This is a genomic window from Streptomyces hebeiensis (assembly GCF_052983195.1).
In genome coordinates this window covers 6,905,400-6,920,321 of sequence record NZ_CM129812.1, presented here as the reverse complement: position 1 = coordinate 6,920,321, position 14,922 = coordinate 6,905,400, and the positions used below count along the sequence as shown (strand labels likewise).

The 14,922-nt window shown below is 71.5% G+C and carries 15 protein-coding genes and 1 tRNA gene; 11 read left to right on the top strand and 5 right to left on the bottom strand.

Features of this window, described 5'->3' with window-relative positions; all coding sequences use genetic code 11:
* Positions 1-134: 134 nt before the first annotated feature.
* Positions 135-208: transfer RNA gene (locus ACU6P3_RS29650), tRNA-Pro, on the bottom strand.
* Between the two features lie 226 nt (positions 209-434).
* Between ACU6P3_RS29650 and ACU6P3_RS29645 the strand changes: the two genes are divergently transcribed.
* Complete coding sequence (locus ACU6P3_RS29645; protein WP_447194904.1) at positions 435-947, top strand: mycothiol transferase; 513 nt, start codon at positions 435-437, stop codon at positions 945-947.
* A gap of 104 nt (positions 948-1,051) precedes the next feature.
* Here the strand turns inward: ACU6P3_RS29645 and ACU6P3_RS29640 are convergent, their stop codons facing one another.
* On the bottom strand, positions 1,052-2,404 hold the full coding sequence (locus ACU6P3_RS29640) for a serine hydrolase domain-containing protein (protein WP_447194903.1): 1,353 nt from the start codon (positions 2,402-2,404) through the stop codon (positions 1,052-1,054).
* A 457-nt stretch (positions 2,405-2,861) separates the two neighbouring features.
* Between ACU6P3_RS29640 and ACU6P3_RS29635 the strand changes: the two genes are divergently transcribed.
* The 6 genes from ACU6P3_RS29635 (at position 2,862) to ACU6P3_RS29610 (ending at position 7,212) form a co-directional block, all read left to right on the top strand.
* Positions 2,862-4,919, top strand: coding sequence for a sensor histidine kinase (locus ACU6P3_RS29635; protein ID WP_447194902.1), 2,058 nt, complete (start codon positions 2,862-2,864; stop codon positions 4,917-4,919).
* A gap of 7 nt (positions 4,920-4,926) precedes the next feature.
* The gene (locus ACU6P3_RS29630) at positions 4,927-5,385 is read left to right on the top strand and encodes a roadblock/LC7 domain-containing protein (RefSeq protein WP_447194901.1); all 459 of its coding nucleotides are present in this window, start codon (positions 4,927-4,929) and stop codon (positions 5,383-5,385) included.
* A 2-nt stretch (positions 5,386-5,387) separates the two neighbouring features.
* On the top strand, positions 5,388-5,759 hold the full coding sequence (locus ACU6P3_RS29625) for a DUF742 domain-containing protein (RefSeq protein WP_425574146.1): 372 nt from the start codon (positions 5,388-5,390) through the stop codon (positions 5,757-5,759).
* On the top strand, positions 5,737-6,375 hold the full coding sequence (locus ACU6P3_RS29620) for a GTP-binding protein (RefSeq protein ID WP_447194900.1): 639 nt from the start codon (positions 5,737-5,739) through the stop codon (positions 6,373-6,375). The genes ACU6P3_RS29625 and ACU6P3_RS29620 overlap by 23 nt, the downstream gene beginning before the upstream one ends.
* Positions 6,376-6,387: 12 nt before the next feature.
* Positions 6,388-6,918: a GAF domain-containing protein gene (locus ACU6P3_RS29615; RefSeq protein ID WP_447194899.1), complete on the top strand. Its 531-nt coding sequence runs from the start codon at positions 6,388-6,390 to the stop codon at positions 6,916-6,918.
* Positions 6,919-7,038: 120 nt separating this feature from the next.
* Positions 7,039-7,212, top strand: coding sequence for a hypothetical protein (locus ACU6P3_RS29610; RefSeq protein ID WP_447194898.1), 174 nt, complete (start codon positions 7,039-7,041; stop codon positions 7,210-7,212).
* Positions 7,213-7,276: 64 nt separating this feature from the next.
* On the opposite strand, the gene ACU6P3_RS29605 is transcribed toward ACU6P3_RS29610, so the two are convergent.
* Positions 7,277-9,151, bottom strand: coding sequence for an ABC transporter ATP-binding protein (locus ACU6P3_RS29605; protein ID WP_447194897.1), 1,875 nt, complete (start codon positions 9,149-9,151; stop codon positions 7,277-7,279).
* A gap of 319 nt (positions 9,152-9,470) precedes the next feature.
* Here ACU6P3_RS29605 and ACU6P3_RS29600 point away from each other — a divergent pair, with 319 nt between their 5' ends.
* Entirely contained in the window at positions 9,471-9,662 is a 192-nt protein-coding gene (locus tag ACU6P3_RS29600) for a hypothetical protein (protein ID WP_158712224.1), read from the top strand.
* A gap of 166 nt (positions 9,663-9,828) precedes the next feature.
* Here ACU6P3_RS29600 and ACU6P3_RS29595 read toward each other — a convergent pair whose 3' ends face one another.
* Positions 9,829-10,746, bottom strand: coding sequence for a LysR family transcriptional regulator (locus tag ACU6P3_RS29595; protein ID WP_447194896.1), 918 nt, complete (start codon positions 10,744-10,746; stop codon positions 9,829-9,831).
* Between the two features lie 136 nt (positions 10,747-10,882).
* Here ACU6P3_RS29595 and ACU6P3_RS29590 point away from each other — a divergent pair, with 136 nt between their 5' ends.
* A complete protein-coding gene (locus ACU6P3_RS29590) occupies positions 10,883-11,779 on the top strand; it encodes an SDR family oxidoreductase (protein ID WP_447194895.1) in 897 nt (298 codons plus the stop codon).
* 184 nt (positions 11,780-11,963) lie between these two features.
* Positions 11,964-13,307, top strand: a complete 1,344-nt coding sequence (locus ACU6P3_RS29585; RefSeq protein ID WP_447194894.1) for an LVIVD repeat-containing protein — start codon at positions 11,964-11,966, stop codon at positions 13,305-13,307.
* A 456-nt stretch (positions 13,308-13,763) separates the two neighbouring features.
* Here the strand turns inward: ACU6P3_RS29585 and ACU6P3_RS29580 are convergent, their stop codons facing one another.
* Positions 13,764-14,381 carry a TetR/AcrR family transcriptional regulator gene (locus ACU6P3_RS29580; protein ID WP_447194893.1) on the bottom strand — a complete coding sequence of 206 codons (618 nt, stop codon included), beginning with the start codon at positions 14,379-14,381 and terminating at the stop codon, positions 13,764-13,766.
* A 122-nt stretch (positions 14,382-14,503) separates the two neighbouring features.
* Here ACU6P3_RS29580 and ACU6P3_RS29575 point away from each other — a divergent pair, with 122 nt between their 5' ends.
* Complete coding sequence (locus tag ACU6P3_RS29575; protein WP_109001494.1) at positions 14,504-14,908, top strand: Dabb family protein; 405 nt, start codon at positions 14,504-14,506, stop codon at positions 14,906-14,908.
* Positions 14,909-14,922 lie beyond the last annotated feature (14 nt).

The following is a 14,922-nucleotide window of genomic DNA, read 5'->3' as shown; positions in this document are numbered from 1 at the left end:
GCGATCTCGTGTACGTCCGGCGCCGTCCGCTGACCCCGGGTCAAGGACGCCGGTCCCCCAACCGGTCCCCGGGAATGACCGAGGGCCGGTTTCGGATTTCTCCGAAACCGGCCCTGAACCACGACTCTCACAAGTCGGGACGACAGGATTTGAACCTGCGACCCCTTGACCCCCAGTCAAGTGCGCTACCAAGCTGCGCCACGTCCCGTTGCCCGTCTGACCTGGGGTTTCCCCGTGCCGAACGTGCATGAGAACAATACCGCACTCGGCCCCGTGGTCACGAATCGCTTTCCGCGGCCCTGGGCCGCCACGCCGGCGCCGCCATCCGGCCGGGCGCCGGGGCGCGTCGTCCGGGGAGCCGGGGGAACCTGGACGGAAGCGGCGGTACGGACGCGCCGTACCGGACCACCGCAGCCACAGGAAGGGAGCCCGCCATGACCGCGAGCGGAGACCTGCTCATCGACGCCTTCGGGCGCATCCGGGAGACCGTGCACGAGGTGGTCGACGGCCTCTCCCCCGACGAGCTGGCGGTCAGGATCGACCACGGGGCGAACTCGGTCGCCTGGCTCGTCTGGCACCTCACCCGGGTGCAGGACGACCATGTCAGCGACCTGGCCGGCACGGAGCAGGCGTGGACCGGCCAGGACTGGGTGAGCCGGTTCGGCCTGCCCTTCTCGCCCGGTGCCACCGGCTACGGCCACTCCCCCAAGAACGTGGCCGCACTCGGGGGCGTCTCGGCCGAACTCCTCACGGGCTACCACGACGCCGTGCACGACAGCACGGTCGGATATCTGGACACCCTCCGTGACGCGGACTACGAGCGGGTCATCGACGAGACCTGGTCGCCCCCCGTCACCCTCGGCGTACGCCTGGTCAGCGTCGTCTCCGACGACCTCCAGCACGTCGGGCAGGCGGCCTTCGTCCGGGGCTGGCTGGAACGCCCCTGACCGGGCTCCGCGCCCGCGGCCGCTCCGTCACCGCGCCGCTCCCGGTGCGGCCGAGGGCACGGCCGCACCGGGAGCGAGCCTCGGAGCCGTCCGCGCGGGGCCGGTCAGCGGGGCGCGGGCCGCCAGGGGCCCGGGGAGAGGTCGACGCCGGGCAGGCCGTCGGGCAGGGCCTCACGGGCCGCCGCCGCGGACTCCGCCGGCGTGGCCGACGCCGTGCCGCCGTCCCCCCCGGCGGGACAGAGCGCTTGGAAGATGTGGCCGTTCAGGGCCTGGTCGATCGGGCTCGGCTCCAGCGTGCCGTCGGGGTTGAGGCGCTGATACTTCATCAGGTTCCAGCCCAGCGCGAGCTGTTTCGCGCCGTCCGGGCTGGACAGCGCGATCGTTCCGGCGCCGAACACCGCTCCGTCGTGACCCCAGAAACGGCCGCAGGGCAGGTCCATGGCGTAGATGCCGAGCCCGTACCGTATGCCGCCCGCCGGTACGGTCCGCAGCATCTCGGTCAGTGCGGCGGGGCCGATCAGCTCGCCTCCGAGCAGCGCGCGGTAGAACCGGTTCAGGTCATCGGTGGTGGAGACGATCGAACCGGCCGTGCTCGCCCAGGACATGTCGTAGACGCTGTAGTCGCGCGGCGGGTCGATCAGCCCGTAGAAGGACTCGTACATCCGGGCGTGCGGGCCGGAGATGTACGGGGTGCGCGGGTAGGTGGTGTCGCGCAGCCCGGCCCGGCGGATGACGTCGCGGGTGATGTACGTCCGGGCGTCCTGGCCGGTCACCTTCTCCAGGAGCAGTCCGGCGATCACGTAGTTGACGTTGGAGTACGAGAAGCGCTCGCCGGGCGCGCCGGTGGCCGGGGCCTTCAGGCCCAGCCGTACGAGTTCCTCCGGTTCGATGGAGCGGAAGCGCTCCTCGTCCAGGCTGGCCGTCGAGTTCTCGGCCAGCGAGGGGAACGCGCCCAGGACGTAGTCCCCGATGCCGCTGGTGTGGTTGAGGAGCATGCGCACGGTGACGGTGGAGCCGAGTCCGGGCGGCAGCAGGTCCGGCAGATGGTCGGCGACGGGCGCGTCGAGATCGATCCTGCCGCGTTCCACCTGCTGGAGGAGCGCGACGGCGGTGAACGTCTTGGAGACGCTGCCCACGCGGTGGCGCATGCCCGGCTCGACCGGGCGTCCGGTGTCCACGTCGGCCAGCCCTGACGCACCGGTCCAGCTCCGGCCCCCGTCGCGCACGGAGGAGTACGTGCCGTACATGCCCGCGGCCGTGACGGCGTCGAGAGTGGTGCGCAAGGCCTTCGGGTCCAGGGCCCCCGACGCCGGGGCCCCCGGGCCCCGGGTCTCCGAGGCCGGTGCCCCGGCGGCGGGTGCGGCGGGATCCCGCACGGTGGCGGCGGCGGCCGGAGCGAGGGTGGTCATCACCAGGACGGTACTGATGGCAGCGCCGACGAACCCGGCTTTTCTCATGAATCGTCCTCCCCGTGAATCGGTCACGGCCGGTCGGACCGTGACGCGTTCGATTCTTCCGGCGCCCGAGGGGCCCTGCCTCGTCCGACGGGACGAGGCAGGGCCCTCCACACGGTTTATGACGTCTCGTCATCGCGGATGATCCGGCGGGGGGCCTTCTTGAGGTACGGGGGAGACACAGCCCTTGCGAGGCCGACGAGGGCACCGCTCCGGAACGGGCGACGACACCCCCTCTCCCCCGAATGCTCCATTTCGCGCTGATGTGCGATCACTCATGCGGAAGCGGGACGCTCTGGGAGGAGATTGTCAACTACCCACCTTGCGCGCCGAATTGCCGACTACGGTGTGTACCCGGTGATCAACGGAGGGCTGGCGCGTGCGTCGGCCCCGCCACCGCGCACCAGGACCGAAACACGAGCGCTGCCGATATCGCGGGCCCCACCTACCGAGGACACTGATGTCTCAACTTCGCGCACCCGCCGCGCGGGCGGAACGCCGAGAGGGCGGGCGGCACGGCCGGCCGCACGGCCCCCGTCCGCCGGTGGCCACGGGAAGGGCGGACCCCGCGGCTGCGCCGGACTCCCGCCTACGGTCCCGGCTTCTGCGTACCGCCGTCCTCCCGGCGACAGTCGCGGCGCTCAGCGGCGCCACCGCCGTGATCCTCGTCCTGCGCGCTTCCGCCGCGGAACCGTCCGGCCTGACCTGGGCGGCCCTCGGCGGGACCGCCCTCATGGCCTTCGCCGCGATCGCCACGGCCGCGCTGGGAGCGGAACGTACGGCCAGGTCCGTCCTCGGCCGGTGCAACGCGCTGCGCCGCGCGACCGCCCGCCGGCAGGCGGACCTGGACGCGGTCGTGGAGCGCCTGCGGCGCGGTGAGCGGGTGCCGGAACCCCGTACGCCGCCGTCGTCCGCCGGGGCACACGCGGACGAGTTCGACCACCTGACGCACGAGCTGGGCCGGTCGCACGAGGCGGCCGTCGGCGCGGTCGTACAGGCGTCCCGGCTCTCCAGCAGCGTGGGCGACGAGCAGAAGGTCGAGGTCTTCGTCAATCTGGCCCGACGGCTCCAGTCCCTGGTGCACCGGGAGATCCAGTTGCTGGACGAACTGGAGAACGAGGTCGAGGACCCCGAACTGCTCAAGGGCCTGTTCCACGTCGACCACCTGGCCACCCGGATCCGCCGGCACGCCGAGAACCTCGCCGTCCTCGGCGGGGCGGTCTCCCGGCGCCAGTGGAGCAGGCCCGTCAGCATGACCGAGGTCCTGCGCTCCGCCGTCGCGGAGGTCGAGCAGTACCCGCGGGTCAGACTCGTGCCGCCGGTCGACGGCGCGCTGCGCGGGCACGCCGTCGCCGACGTCATCCATCTGCTGGCCGAACTGGTGGAGAACGCCACACTGTTCTCCTCCCCGCACACCCAGGTACTGCTCCGCGCCCAGCGGGTGACCGCCGGTCTGGCGGTCGAGGTGGAGGACCGGGGACTCGGCATGCCACCGGCCGAGCAGCAGAAGATGAACGACCTGCTCGCCGACCCCGACCAGGTCAACGTCGCACGACTCCTCCAGGACGGACGGATCGGACTGTTCGTCGTCGCCGCCCTGGCGCGCAGGCACGGGATCGCGGTCCGGCTCCAGTCCAACATCTACGGCGGGATCCAGGCCGTTCTCGTCCTGCCGCCCGGTCTGCTCGGATCCGACCGGGCCGACGGGACCGGCGCGGCCGGCCGCGCCGGCCGACCCGACCACGGCCATGGGCCCGACCACGCCGAGCGGCCCGAGCAGGCCGAGGAGCGAGGCAGCGACGGTCGGCCCGAAGCGGCTCCGGTCCCGGCCACGACCACCGCTCCCGCCCCCTGGGCCGTGCAGCCACCCGCCCCCGCCACGGTCCCGGTCCCGGTCCCGGTCACGTCGCACGTTCCCGCACCGGTCACCGGCACGGGCCGGGCCACGGCACCGACCGCTCCCCTGCCCGTGCCCCGGCAGGCGCCCCCGCGGCCGTCGCACGCCCCCGTCGCCCCGGCCCGCCTCCCCCAAGGGGCTCCCCCGGGTGCCGGCTTCGGCGCCCCCGGCTCGGACGGCGTGCAGACCGCGCGTCCGGGCAGACCCCCGCTGCCCCGGCGCCGCGGGCAGGAGCACCTCGTACCGCAACTGCGCGGCGGGCCCGTGCCACCGCCTGTCCGGGGGCAGGAACACGTGCTGCACAATCCCGGTCTGATGGCCGCCTTCCGGCGCGGAATCGGCCTCGCCGAGTCCCGGTCCGAGTCAGGGGCCGGGCCGGAGCCGGGGGGCCGGCCGCCGTCCCCGTCCATCTCCGAATCCGCGCCGGGCGAGGCCACGTCGACGTCCACGTACACGTGCGCGTCGGACTCCGGGGCGGCGTCCGAGTCCGCCCGCGCCTACGGGTCCCGGCCCGCGGCGGGCCACACCGCGCGGGCCCTGGACGCCCCCGCGCCCGCCCTGCCACAGCCGCTCCCGGAACCGCCGGAACCGCAGCGCCACCCCACCACCCCCAAGGAGTAGACACACGATGGCGAGCGAACTGCCGACCGGCCACGTCTCCGACCTCGACTGGCTGCTGAGCGGCCTCGTCCAGCGCGTTCCGTACACCCGCAGCGCCGTGCTGCTCTCCGCCGACGGGCTCGTCAGATCCCTGCACGGGCTGGACCCGGACAGCGCCGACCACCTGGCCGCCCTCGCCTCCGGACTCCACTCCCTGGGCCGCAGCGCCGGCGTCCGCTTCGGCGACGGCGGCGAGGTCCGCCAGGTCGTGGTGGAGCTCGACTCCACGCTGTTGTTCGTCTCCAGCGCCGGCTCCGGCACCTGTCTCGCCGTGCTGGCGGACAGCGAGGCGGACGCGGCGGTGCTCGGCTACGAGATGGCGATGCTGGTCAAGAGCGTACGACCGTACCTGGCCACACCGCTGCGGCAGGGCGTGGGAAGCGCGCCGGGCGGGCCCGGCGCCGCACCCAGTCTCCCGAGGCGGTGAGCGTGCCGGTCCCCACGGAGGGGCCCTGGCTGGACGAAGCGGCCGGCCGGCTCATCCGCCCGTACACCGTGAGCGGCGGCCGGACCCGGCCGGCCACCGCCCTCGACCTGCTGACGCTGGTGCGGGCCACCGGCACCGCGCCGCCGCCGCACCTCGGACCCGAACACGCCCAGGCCGTCGACCTGTGCCGGGGGCCCCTCTCGGTCGCGGAGGTCGCGGCGCACCTGGAACTGCCGGTGACGGTCACCAAGGTCCTGCTCTCCGACCTGATGGCCTGCGGCGCGATCACCACACGGCCGCCCGACAGCTTCGACAACCCCACCGACCGTTTCCTGCTGGAGGCAGTGCTCGATGGCCTACGACGACAGCTCTGAGTCCTCCGACGGCGCCGCCGGTGCCGTCGGCGAGCCCTTTCCCACCGCGGTGAAGATCCTGGTGGCGGGCGGCTTCGGGGTCGGCAAGACCACCTTCGTGGGGGCCGTCAGTGAGATCGCGCCGCTCAACACGGAGGAGCTGCTGACCCAGGTCAGCGCCGCCACCGACGACCTGACGGGTGTCGAGGCGAAGACGTCGACCACGGTCGCCATGGACTTCGGCCGGATCACCTTGGACGACCGGCACGTGCTCTACCTCTTCGGCACTCCCGGTCAGGAACGCTTCTGGTTCATGTGGGACGAGCTGTCCCGGGGCGCGCTCGGCGCGGTCGTGCTGGCCGACACCCGGCGGCTGGAGTACTCCTTCTCCGCGGTCGACTTCTTCGAGCAGCGCGGCATCGGGTTCATCGTCGCCGTCAACGAGTTCGACGGGGCGTACCGGTACGGTCCCGAGGAGGTCCGGGCCGCCATGGACCTGGATCCCGGGGTACCGATCGTGCTCTGCGACGCCCGCATCGCCAGTTCCGGCATCCACACCCTGGTCACTCTCGTCCAGCATCTGATCACCTCGGCACCGGCCATGGAGCCGGCCAACGAGCCGGCCGGCCCGGCGTAACGGAGCCCGCGCATGACATACGATCCGATCGGCCGTCTGCTGCTCACCCCCGTCGACCGGGAGGCGCCGGACCGCGTGGCGCGGCTGCGCCGGCTCGGGCTCGGGGAGCGGCCCGAGCCCGCCTTCGACGCCTTCGCCCGGCGGCTGGCGCAGCTGACCGGCGCGCCGTACGCGATGGTCAACTTCATCGGTGAGGAACTGCAGTTCTTCGCCGGACTCCATACGCCGCGCGGCGCGGGGGACGCCAGGTCGCTGGGGCGCGACCTGGGCTACTGCCCGCACGTGGTGGTACGGCGGAAGGCCCTGGTCCTGGAGGACGTGCGGGACTTCCCGCGATTCGCCACGAACGCGCTGGTGGACGAGACCGGTGTCCGTTCCTATCTGGGAGCCCCGCTCATCGACCGTACGGGGCTGGCCCTGGGCACCGTTTGTGTGGTCGACACCGAGCCCCGGCGCTGGGGGCGGGAGGGACTGGACACCATCAAGGCGTCCGCGGCGGAACTGATGGCGCACATCCAGCGGTTGGAGGACGGGCTGCTCTGAGCGCCGGATCGCTCAGGTGACGGGTGCGACGGCGGGCCACGGTCCCTCCGGATCCCGGAACGGTACGGCCCCGACGCAACGGCCGTCGCGGTCGAGCCCGCCTTCGCCGTTCCCCGCTTCGTGGAGACGGTTCCGGCGCTGCCGCTCACCGAGACCGGCAAGGTCCGCAAGGCTGCCCTGCGCGAGCGCGGCGTGACCTCCCGTACCTGGGACCGCGCCGCCGTCACCCCGGGTACGGCATCCTCTCCGAGCACGCGGCCGGCATCCGCGCCGGAGCCGGGTTCGCCGTCCTGACCACGACACCGCGTTCCGGCGGCGCCCGCCCCGCTCCGGGGCGGCAGTGGCGGGCAGTCCGCGTTCAGTGCAGGTCGGCCGGCGCGGGAGTGCCGTCGACAGCCATGCCGCCGACAGGGCTGTCGCCAACAAGGCTGTCGCCGACGGGACTGTCGTCGAGGAAGCCACCCGACTGATGCTGCCACAGCCTCGCGTAGGAACCGTCCGACGCGAGCAGTTCGTGGTGCGTGCCCTGCTCGACGATCCGTCCCCGGTCGAGGACGACGAGGTGGTCCATGGTGGCGACCGTGCTCAGCCGGTGCGCCACGACCAGGGCCGTCCGCCCCTCCATGAGCCGCCACAGCGCCTCCTGGACGAGGAGTTCGCTCTCGGAGTCCAGGGCGCTGGTGGCCTCGTCGAGCAGCAGGATCGGCGCGTCGCGAAGGATCGCCCTGGCGAGGGCGACCCTCTGACGCTGCCCGCCGGACAGCTTGACGCCCCGCTCGCCCACCATGGTGTCGAAACCGTCCGGCAGCACGTCGGCGAACTCGGTGACGTGCGCCGCCTCCGCCGCGCGGCGGATCTCGGCCTCGGTGGCCCCCGGCCGGGCGAACGCGATGTTGTCCCGAAGCGTGCGGTGGAACATCGCCGGTTCCTGGGGCACGTACGCGATCAGGCCGCGCAGGTCGGCCTGGCGCAGCCTGCTGATGTCCTGGCCGCCGATCAGGATCCGGCCGGCGTCGATGTCCGTCATCCGCAGCAGCAGCCGGGAGAGTGTGGTCTTGCCTCCGCCGGACCGGCCGACGAGACCGATCTTCGCCCCGCTCGGCACGGCCAGGTCGAGGCCCTCGAAGAGCGGCTCCGCGCCCGCGTGGGCGAAGGTCACCCTCTCGAAGCGGATGTCGGCGGCCCGGGGCCGCAGCGGCTCGGGCGAGGCGGGGTCGAGCACGGTAGGCGGCTCGAGCAGGAGTTCGGTGAACTGAGCGGCCTCCGTCATCGAGCTCTCCAGACGGCGATAGATCTGGTTGAACTCGAACATGATCCGCGTCGCGTTGGTGTAGTACGTGAAAGCGACCACGACCGCCTCCACTCCCTGCCCGCCCCCGCCGAGCGTGACCGCCAGCAGCAGGCCCAGTACGTTGGTCATCACGGACATCGGCGCGACCAGGGTGTCGATTCGCAGGTTGCCGTAGTCCCACGACCTCAGCGTGAGCCGCCGCGACTCCGCCACGCGGGACCGGTGCTCCGCGGCCTCACGGTCCTCGGCGGCGAACGCCCGTACGGTGTCCATGTTCATGAGGCTGTCGGCGACATGGCCCGAGACCCGGGCGACCGCCCGCTCGCGCTGGGCGACAAGGGCCTGGCGACGGCGGATGAGGGGCACCACGCACAGCCCCGTCACCGCGATCATCACCAGCAGCCCGACGACGAGCAGCGGCTCGTAGCGCCACAGCACCACCGCTCCGAACAGCAGCGGCACGAAGTTGCCCACGACCGAGAACGTCAGCGTGTCGACGAACTGCTCGAAGCGGGCGGCGAAGCTCAGGACCCGCTTGGTCAGCGAGCCGGCGAAGTGGTCGTGGAAGAACGCCGCGTCCTTGGCGAACAGCTCGTCCATTCCGATCACGTACAAGTGCTCGATGCCGCGGGCATCGACCCGGTTCAGACAGTGCAGGCCGACGCGCCACACCGCCTCCGCGAGGAACAGGGCACCTGCGAAGCCGAGGACGTAGGGCAGTGCCGCGCCGACGTCGGTGCCGGTGTCGCCCGCGATGCCGCCGACGAGCTTCGCGACGAGCAACGGAGCGATGTAGTAGATGCCGATGTTGCCCAGCGCCGGAAGCAGCATCCCGGGAACCGTCAGCCACCGGAGACGGACCAGTTCCCGTCGGTAGTAACGAAGTGCGAGGAGCACCGAGCCCTTGCCCGGCATTGCGTCGTGCGTTTCAGGAGATCCCATCCCCCTGCCTTCCGCTACTCGCACGTCGAAAGCGCCGCGAGAACGGCAGTTTCCCGTGACGGCACCCAGGCCGTCCAAGCGTTTTTTCGGCCGCGGGGATGCGTACGACTTCCCATTGGCGCGATTCGATCCCTCCGGGTTCACCTCAAAACGCCGGTTCGGGTGCGTTACGAATATCAAGTATCGGGAATTGATCGTCACTTTTGGGGGCGCGTGAATTCCGGCGCCGGGACGATTTCCGGCCGGAGCGGCACGGCGCCGACGGCGTACGCGCCACGGAGCACACTCGCCTCGTGGCGCCCCCGGGAGGAGTATGGAGATGAGCGACCGAGGGAGGCCCGCCATGAAGACCGGCGCCTCGTACGACGACCGCTGGCTGTACTCGCGCACGCCCTCGCAGGCCGAGGGCGAGCGCGACGAACCGGCCGAGAACGCGGCCGTGGAACAGCATCCGGACGTCCCCAGGACCGAGCCGTCCCAGGCGGAGGGCGAGCCGGTGGACGACATTTAGGGGTGCTTTCACTATGCCCGCACGCCCCCCTACGAATGATCAATTACGGTGCCCGCGGCAGAGCCCCGGTACCGCGCGAGGCGCACCGGGATCCGGCGTCACACGGCGCCGCCCGAGCGCGGCCCGAGCACCGCCCGAGCGTCGGGGCGGCCTTCCGGAACGAGGCTCAGCCCTGCCGGGCGAGGGCACGCACGATACGGACGAAATCGGGGACGAGGAGATTGGGGGTGCCGTTCCGCGGCCAGGCGATGGCGATGCGCAATGGATCGATGTCGGTGACGGGCCGCCAGATCAGATCGGGGTGTGAGTAGTAGGCGGCCATCGATTCCGAGCCGATGCAGACGGCGTCGTCGGCGGCGACATGTTCGAGCATTTCCTCGACGTTGTCGTTCTCCGGTCCCCACACCGGCTCGGAGCCGTCGGGACGCGGGTTGACCGCCCACCAGTCGACCCACGCGGTCGGTGCGCGGCGGGTCCACATCAGCGGCTCGTCACGGATGTCGTGGAGGGTGACGCTGTCCGACGCGGCAAGCGGATGGGCGCGGGCCACGGCCACCCAACGCGTCTCGGTCGCGATGATCTCGGCGTGGAGCCCGGAGGTGTCGGCCGGCAGCCAGAGGAACGCCACGTCCACCAGCCCGTGGCGCAGTGCGTCGGCCTCGCCGCCCCAGGGGAAGCGCTTGGGCTCGACCGTGGCGTCCGGATGTCGCCGGGCGAACACCGACCGGGCTCGGCGGGCGAGCGCACCGCCTCCCGCGGCCACGAAACCGAAGCGCAGGACCTTGCGCTCGCCTGCGGCGGTGGCGCGCACGATGTGGGTGGTGCGCTGCCAGTCGGCCAGGTGGCGGCGGGCGGCGTCGAGCAGCACCTCTCCGGCCCTGGTGAGCCGGACCTCGGTTGTGCTGCGTGTGAACAGTTCGGTGCCGAGGCGGGTTTCGAGCCGGCGGACCTGACGGCTCAACGAGGGCTGCGACACGAACAGTTCCCTCGCCGCCTGGGTGAAGCTGAGCCGCTCGGCGACCGCGACGAAGTAGCGCAGCACTCGTGTGTCGATGTCCATGGCCCCGCCCGAGTCGCCCCTCATGCCCCAAGCGTATGAGCGCAGGTATTGGACGCCGGAGGGTCTGCGCGATTTTCCTGACCGGTAACGGTGCACCGGGGCGACACTCCCCCGGCGCTCCGACCGAGCATCCTGCCCAGCGCCGACCGGAGGTTTCCCGATGCCCCGACATCTTCCTTCCCGCCGAGGGGTCCTGGCCGCCGGCACCCTCGGACTGGCTGCCACCGCGGCGACCGCGCCCGGGGCCACGGCATCCGCGGCGACTTCCGTGGCGACGGCGCCGTCCGGCGCGGGATCCGGACGGTTCACAGGCAAGGTCGTCCTGATCACCGGCGCCACGTCGGGCATCGGCGAGGCGACCGCCCGCGCCATGGCGCGGGCGGGGGCCAGGGTCTTCTTCTGCGGTCGGCGCGAGCAGTTGGGCCGGCACGTGGCCGCCGGCATCCGGGCGGCCGGCGGGGAGGCGACGTTCCTCCGCGCCGACGTGCGCCGTGAGGGCGAGGTGCGGGACCTCGTCCGCGCCTGCGTCAGCCGCTACGGGAGACTCGACGTCGCGGTCAACAACGCCGGCGTCGAAAGTCCTCGTGCGGCGCGGCTGCACGAACAGTCCCTCACGGACATGGAAGACGTCTGGCGCACCAACGCCGGCGGTGTCTTCCTCGGCATGAAGTACGAGATCCCGCAGATGCTGGCGCAAGGGGGCGGGGTGATCGTGAACACGGCGTCCATCTCGGCGGAGGTCGGGTTCGGGACCATCGCGCCCTACAACGCGAGCAAGCACGCTGTCGCCTCGCTGACCAAGGTGGCGGCTCTGGAGTACGCCGCGGACAACATCCGTGTCAACGCGTTCGCGCCCGGCGCGGTGGACACCCCGATGCTGCGGCGGGCCGCCGAAGCGTTCGGGATGACCTACGAGGAGATCGCGCGGGACTACCCGATCGGACGCATCGTCCGCGCCGAGGAGATGGCCTCGGTGGTGATGTGGCTCAGCTCGGACGAAGCGAGCGCCGTGGTCGGCACCGACATCGACGCGTCCGGCGGCTACCTCACCGGCTGACAGGGCCCTTACCCCGGATCTGCGTCAATGGAGTGGGGCAGCGGACGAATCGTGCGTCACCGAGGCAGCGGGAGGCCGTGTGAGCGGCGGGCGTTGGACAAGGCGGCAGGCCGTGCGGGCCGGGATGACGTCCGCGGCGGTCGCGGCGTTACCGGGGACTCGGGCCGCCGCCGAGGGGCACGGCATGCCCGGGGGCGGGTACGCGTGGAACGTGGAAGCCGTCGGCTACTGCGACATGGACGGCCGGCCGGCGTTCAAGATGGCGATCCGCGAGGTGGCGGGACGGTGGTATCTCTACACCGGCCACTTCTGGGACTCCGGCTGGAGTGTCGTCGATGTCACGGATCCGGCGCGACCCGAGGTGGCCGCCTTCGTGCCGGGCCCCCCGGACACCTGGACCCTGCAGGTCGACCTGTCCGGGACGACCATGGTCACGGCGCTGGAGCAGATCTTTCCCAACTTCGGCGGGGACCCGGACGCCGAGTTCGAGGACGGTGTGCTGATCTGGGACATCGAGGAACCGCTGAGACCGAAGCGTCTGGGCCACTTCCGCACCGGCGGAACGGGTACCCACCGCAACCACTACCCCGGCGGACGGTACGTGCACCTGGCCGCCGGACTGCCCGGCCACACCGGCAACATCTACCTGATTCTCGACATCGCCGACCGGCGCCGCCCGCGTGAGGCGGGCCGCTGGTGGGTGCCCGGCCAGCGTGACGGCGAGGCGGCCGAGCGGGACGGGGCATCCGGGCCGGACCGGGCGTCCGAGCGGGACGGGGCGACGACCGCGGCACCAGCCGGGCACGGCTTCTGCTGCCCCACCGGCGCGGACGTGTCGCTGCACGGTCCGGCGTACGTGGCGGGCCACCACGCGTACCTGCCCTACGGCGCCGCCGGCATGATCGTCCTCGACATCTCCGAGCTGTCCCGGCCGACGCCGGTGAGCACGCTCCGGTTCAGCCCGCCCTTCCACTCCCGCTTCGGCGTGCACAGCGTGCTTCCCCTGCCCGAGCGCGGCATCGCCTTCGCCAACTCCGAGAACGTCACGTACGCCGAGGGCCCCGCTCACCACAACTCGATCGTCGACATCTCGAAACCGGCCGAGCCGTACCTGCTGTCACTGTTCCCGGAGCCGGTCCCGCCGAAGAACGCCCCGTACGACGACTTCACGACCCGGGGTGGCTGGCGCGGCCCGCACAACATCAACCACCATCAGCACCACCCGGACGTGGAGCGCCAGGGCAACCTGTTCTATGTCGCGCACTTCAATGCCGGGCTGCGGATCTACGACGTCTCCAACGTGCGGCTGCCGCGCGAAGTCGGCTACTTCCTGCCCCCGGATCCCAGCCGCCGTCACGGCCCGATGCCCGAGGACCGCCTCGTCACCCAGACCGAGGACGTGGTGGTGGACCGCCGCGGCTGCATCTACATATCGGACAAGAACCAAGGCGTGTGGATCCTCCGGTACACCGGCCCGCGCGGCTCGGAGCACCGGCCGACACGCCACAGGCCCCCACGGACACCGTGAGCGGGACCCACGGCGCCGGTCAATGGCCTGCGGGCAGCCCACACCATGCCAGGTACGGCGGCCACCGTCGCCGCGGTGGGATGGTCGGCAGGGTCCGGCACCGGCTGGGCGGCGCCCCGCGCGGCCGGCGGGATGGAGACGCCGCACGAACGGATGGCCCGGGCGGCCGCCCCGCGTTGGCGGCGGATGCCCGGCGATGCCTTCCATTTGTGGCGCCCGGCGGTGATCCGGGCGCCGTCGTGCATCAGGTAGCCAAGTCGCCGAACCATGCGGTTGCGGTTGTTGGCGTTTCCTAGTGCCCCTCCCGGCAACGTTTGCCCCGTCGCGACGCCCGGCACGCGCGCTCGCCGCGTTGGCCAAAAGCCCAGGTAGCTCCGCTACATGGACTTCTGACCGCCTTGCGATCACACGCACCGGACGCCGCTCCTTGACGGGCAAACCTTGCCGGTCGCGGCACTAGCTGCTCGCCGGTCGACCGTTCGCCGGCGCCTCGTTTTGCCAGCCGAGAAGGATCGCGCGGAGCGCCTGTTCGGCGAGGCGGTGGGCGCGATCGCTGCCCACGTTGCCGAGGTGACTGAGCGACGCGATGCCGTACAGCGTGCCCCAGAGGATCTCGCAAGCCTGGTCGAAATCGGCCAGGACCACGTCGTGTGCAGCCGACCAGGAGGTGAGCAGTTCCTTGATGACGTCGATGACCGGTTCCGCGACGCGTCGGCGTTCGTCCGCGTCGACCATCGGGTCGTTCATGACCTGGAAGAGGTGGGGGTGCTCGCCGGCGAACCGGACGTACTGCGACGCAATGCGCGTCATGCGCCGATCCGTATCGGGCTCCCGCGCGGCTTGGCGGAACTCGGTCAGCATCAGGTGGTGACCGTACGCGACCAGCTCCAGAACGAGCGCGTCCTTGTTGGCGAAGTGCTGGTAGACGACGGGCGCGGAATATTCGACGTCGGTGGCGATGCGCCGGATCGTCAGGGCCGCGATGCCCTCGGTCTCGAGGACGTGCAGCGCGGCCTCGATGATCCGCTCCCGGGTGTTCGCCCGTTCGCGGGCCCGTCTTGTGCTGGTCGGCATGGTCTGTCACTTCGCTTCGATGGTGTTCCCGAACACTAGTCACCGTCTTGACCGCGTCGGCGACGCACGCCATAGTTAACGGCGTTAGGAAATCTAACGACGTTAGGAACGGATAGTAAGTCATGATTTACCACATCAACAGAGTCACGATGAAGGCCACTGCGACGCCTGAGCAGATCGAAGGGGTGCTGGAGAGCTGGCGCAATCAGGGCCGGTCGAACCCCGCCATCAAGTCCTTCGTCGTCGGCCGCGACCACGGCGGCGACTACACGTACGGCGCGGTGTTCGTCGTCGAACATCTCGACGGGCTCTTCGCCTACCTGACGCACCCGACCACCTACCAGACCGACCACCTCGGGCTGCACCTGGTCGAACGGCTGGAGATCTTCGACGTCAGTGACGACGACGACCCCGACCTGAACGCCAAGATCCAGGAACTGCACCGGCGCCGCAACGAGCTCAACCCGCAGATCGCCGGCATGCTCGCAGACGTGCCCACCTATACCGGCTCCGGCGTGGACGACTGACCGATACCCCGGAG

Excerpts from the sequence above, each read along its gene's own strand:
- ACU6P3_RS29645 (WP_447194904.1), top strand. The coding sequence starts at position 435 with ATGACCGCGAGCGGAGACCTGCTCATCGACGCCTTCGGGCGCATCCGG.
- ACU6P3_RS29640 (WP_447194903.1), bottom strand. The coding sequence starts at position 2,404 with ATGAGAAAAGCCGGGTTCGTCGGCGCTGCCATCAGTACCGTCCTGGTG.
- ACU6P3_RS29635 (WP_447194902.1), top strand. The coding sequence starts at position 2,862 with ATGTCTCAACTTCGCGCACCCGCCGCGCGGGCGGAACGCCGAGAGGGC.
- ACU6P3_RS29630 (WP_447194901.1), top strand. The coding sequence starts at position 4,927 with ATGGCGAGCGAACTGCCGACCGGCCACGTCTCCGACCTCGACTGGCTG.
- ACU6P3_RS29620 (WP_447194900.1), top strand. The coding sequence starts at position 5,737 with ATGGCCTACGACGACAGCTCTGAGTCCTCCGACGGCGCCGCCGGTGCC.
- ACU6P3_RS29615 (WP_447194899.1), top strand. The coding sequence starts at position 6,388 with ATGACATACGATCCGATCGGCCGTCTGCTGCTCACCCCCGTCGACCGG.
- ACU6P3_RS29605 (WP_447194897.1), bottom strand. The coding sequence starts at position 9,151 with ATGGGATCTCCTGAAACGCACGACGCAATGCCGGGCAAGGGCTCGGTG.
- ACU6P3_RS29600 (WP_158712224.1), top strand. The coding sequence starts at position 9,471 with ATGAGCGACCGAGGGAGGCCCGCCATGAAGACCGGCGCCTCGTACGAC.
- ACU6P3_RS29595 (WP_447194896.1), bottom strand. The coding sequence starts at position 10,746 with ATGAGGGGCGACTCGGGCGGGGCCATGGACATCGACACACGAGTGCTG.
- ACU6P3_RS29590 (WP_447194895.1), top strand. The coding sequence starts at position 10,883 with ATGCCCCGACATCTTCCTTCCCGCCGAGGGGTCCTGGCCGCCGGCACC.
- ACU6P3_RS29585 (WP_447194894.1), top strand. The coding sequence starts at position 11,964 with ATGCCCGGGGGCGGGTACGCGTGGAACGTGGAAGCCGTCGGCTACTGC.
- ACU6P3_RS29580 (WP_447194893.1), bottom strand. The coding sequence starts at position 14,381 with ATGCCGACCAGCACAAGACGGGCCCGCGAACGGGCGAACACCCGGGAG.
- ACU6P3_RS29575 (WP_109001494.1), top strand. The coding sequence starts at position 14,504 with ATGATTTACCACATCAACAGAGTCACGATGAAGGCCACTGCGACGCCT.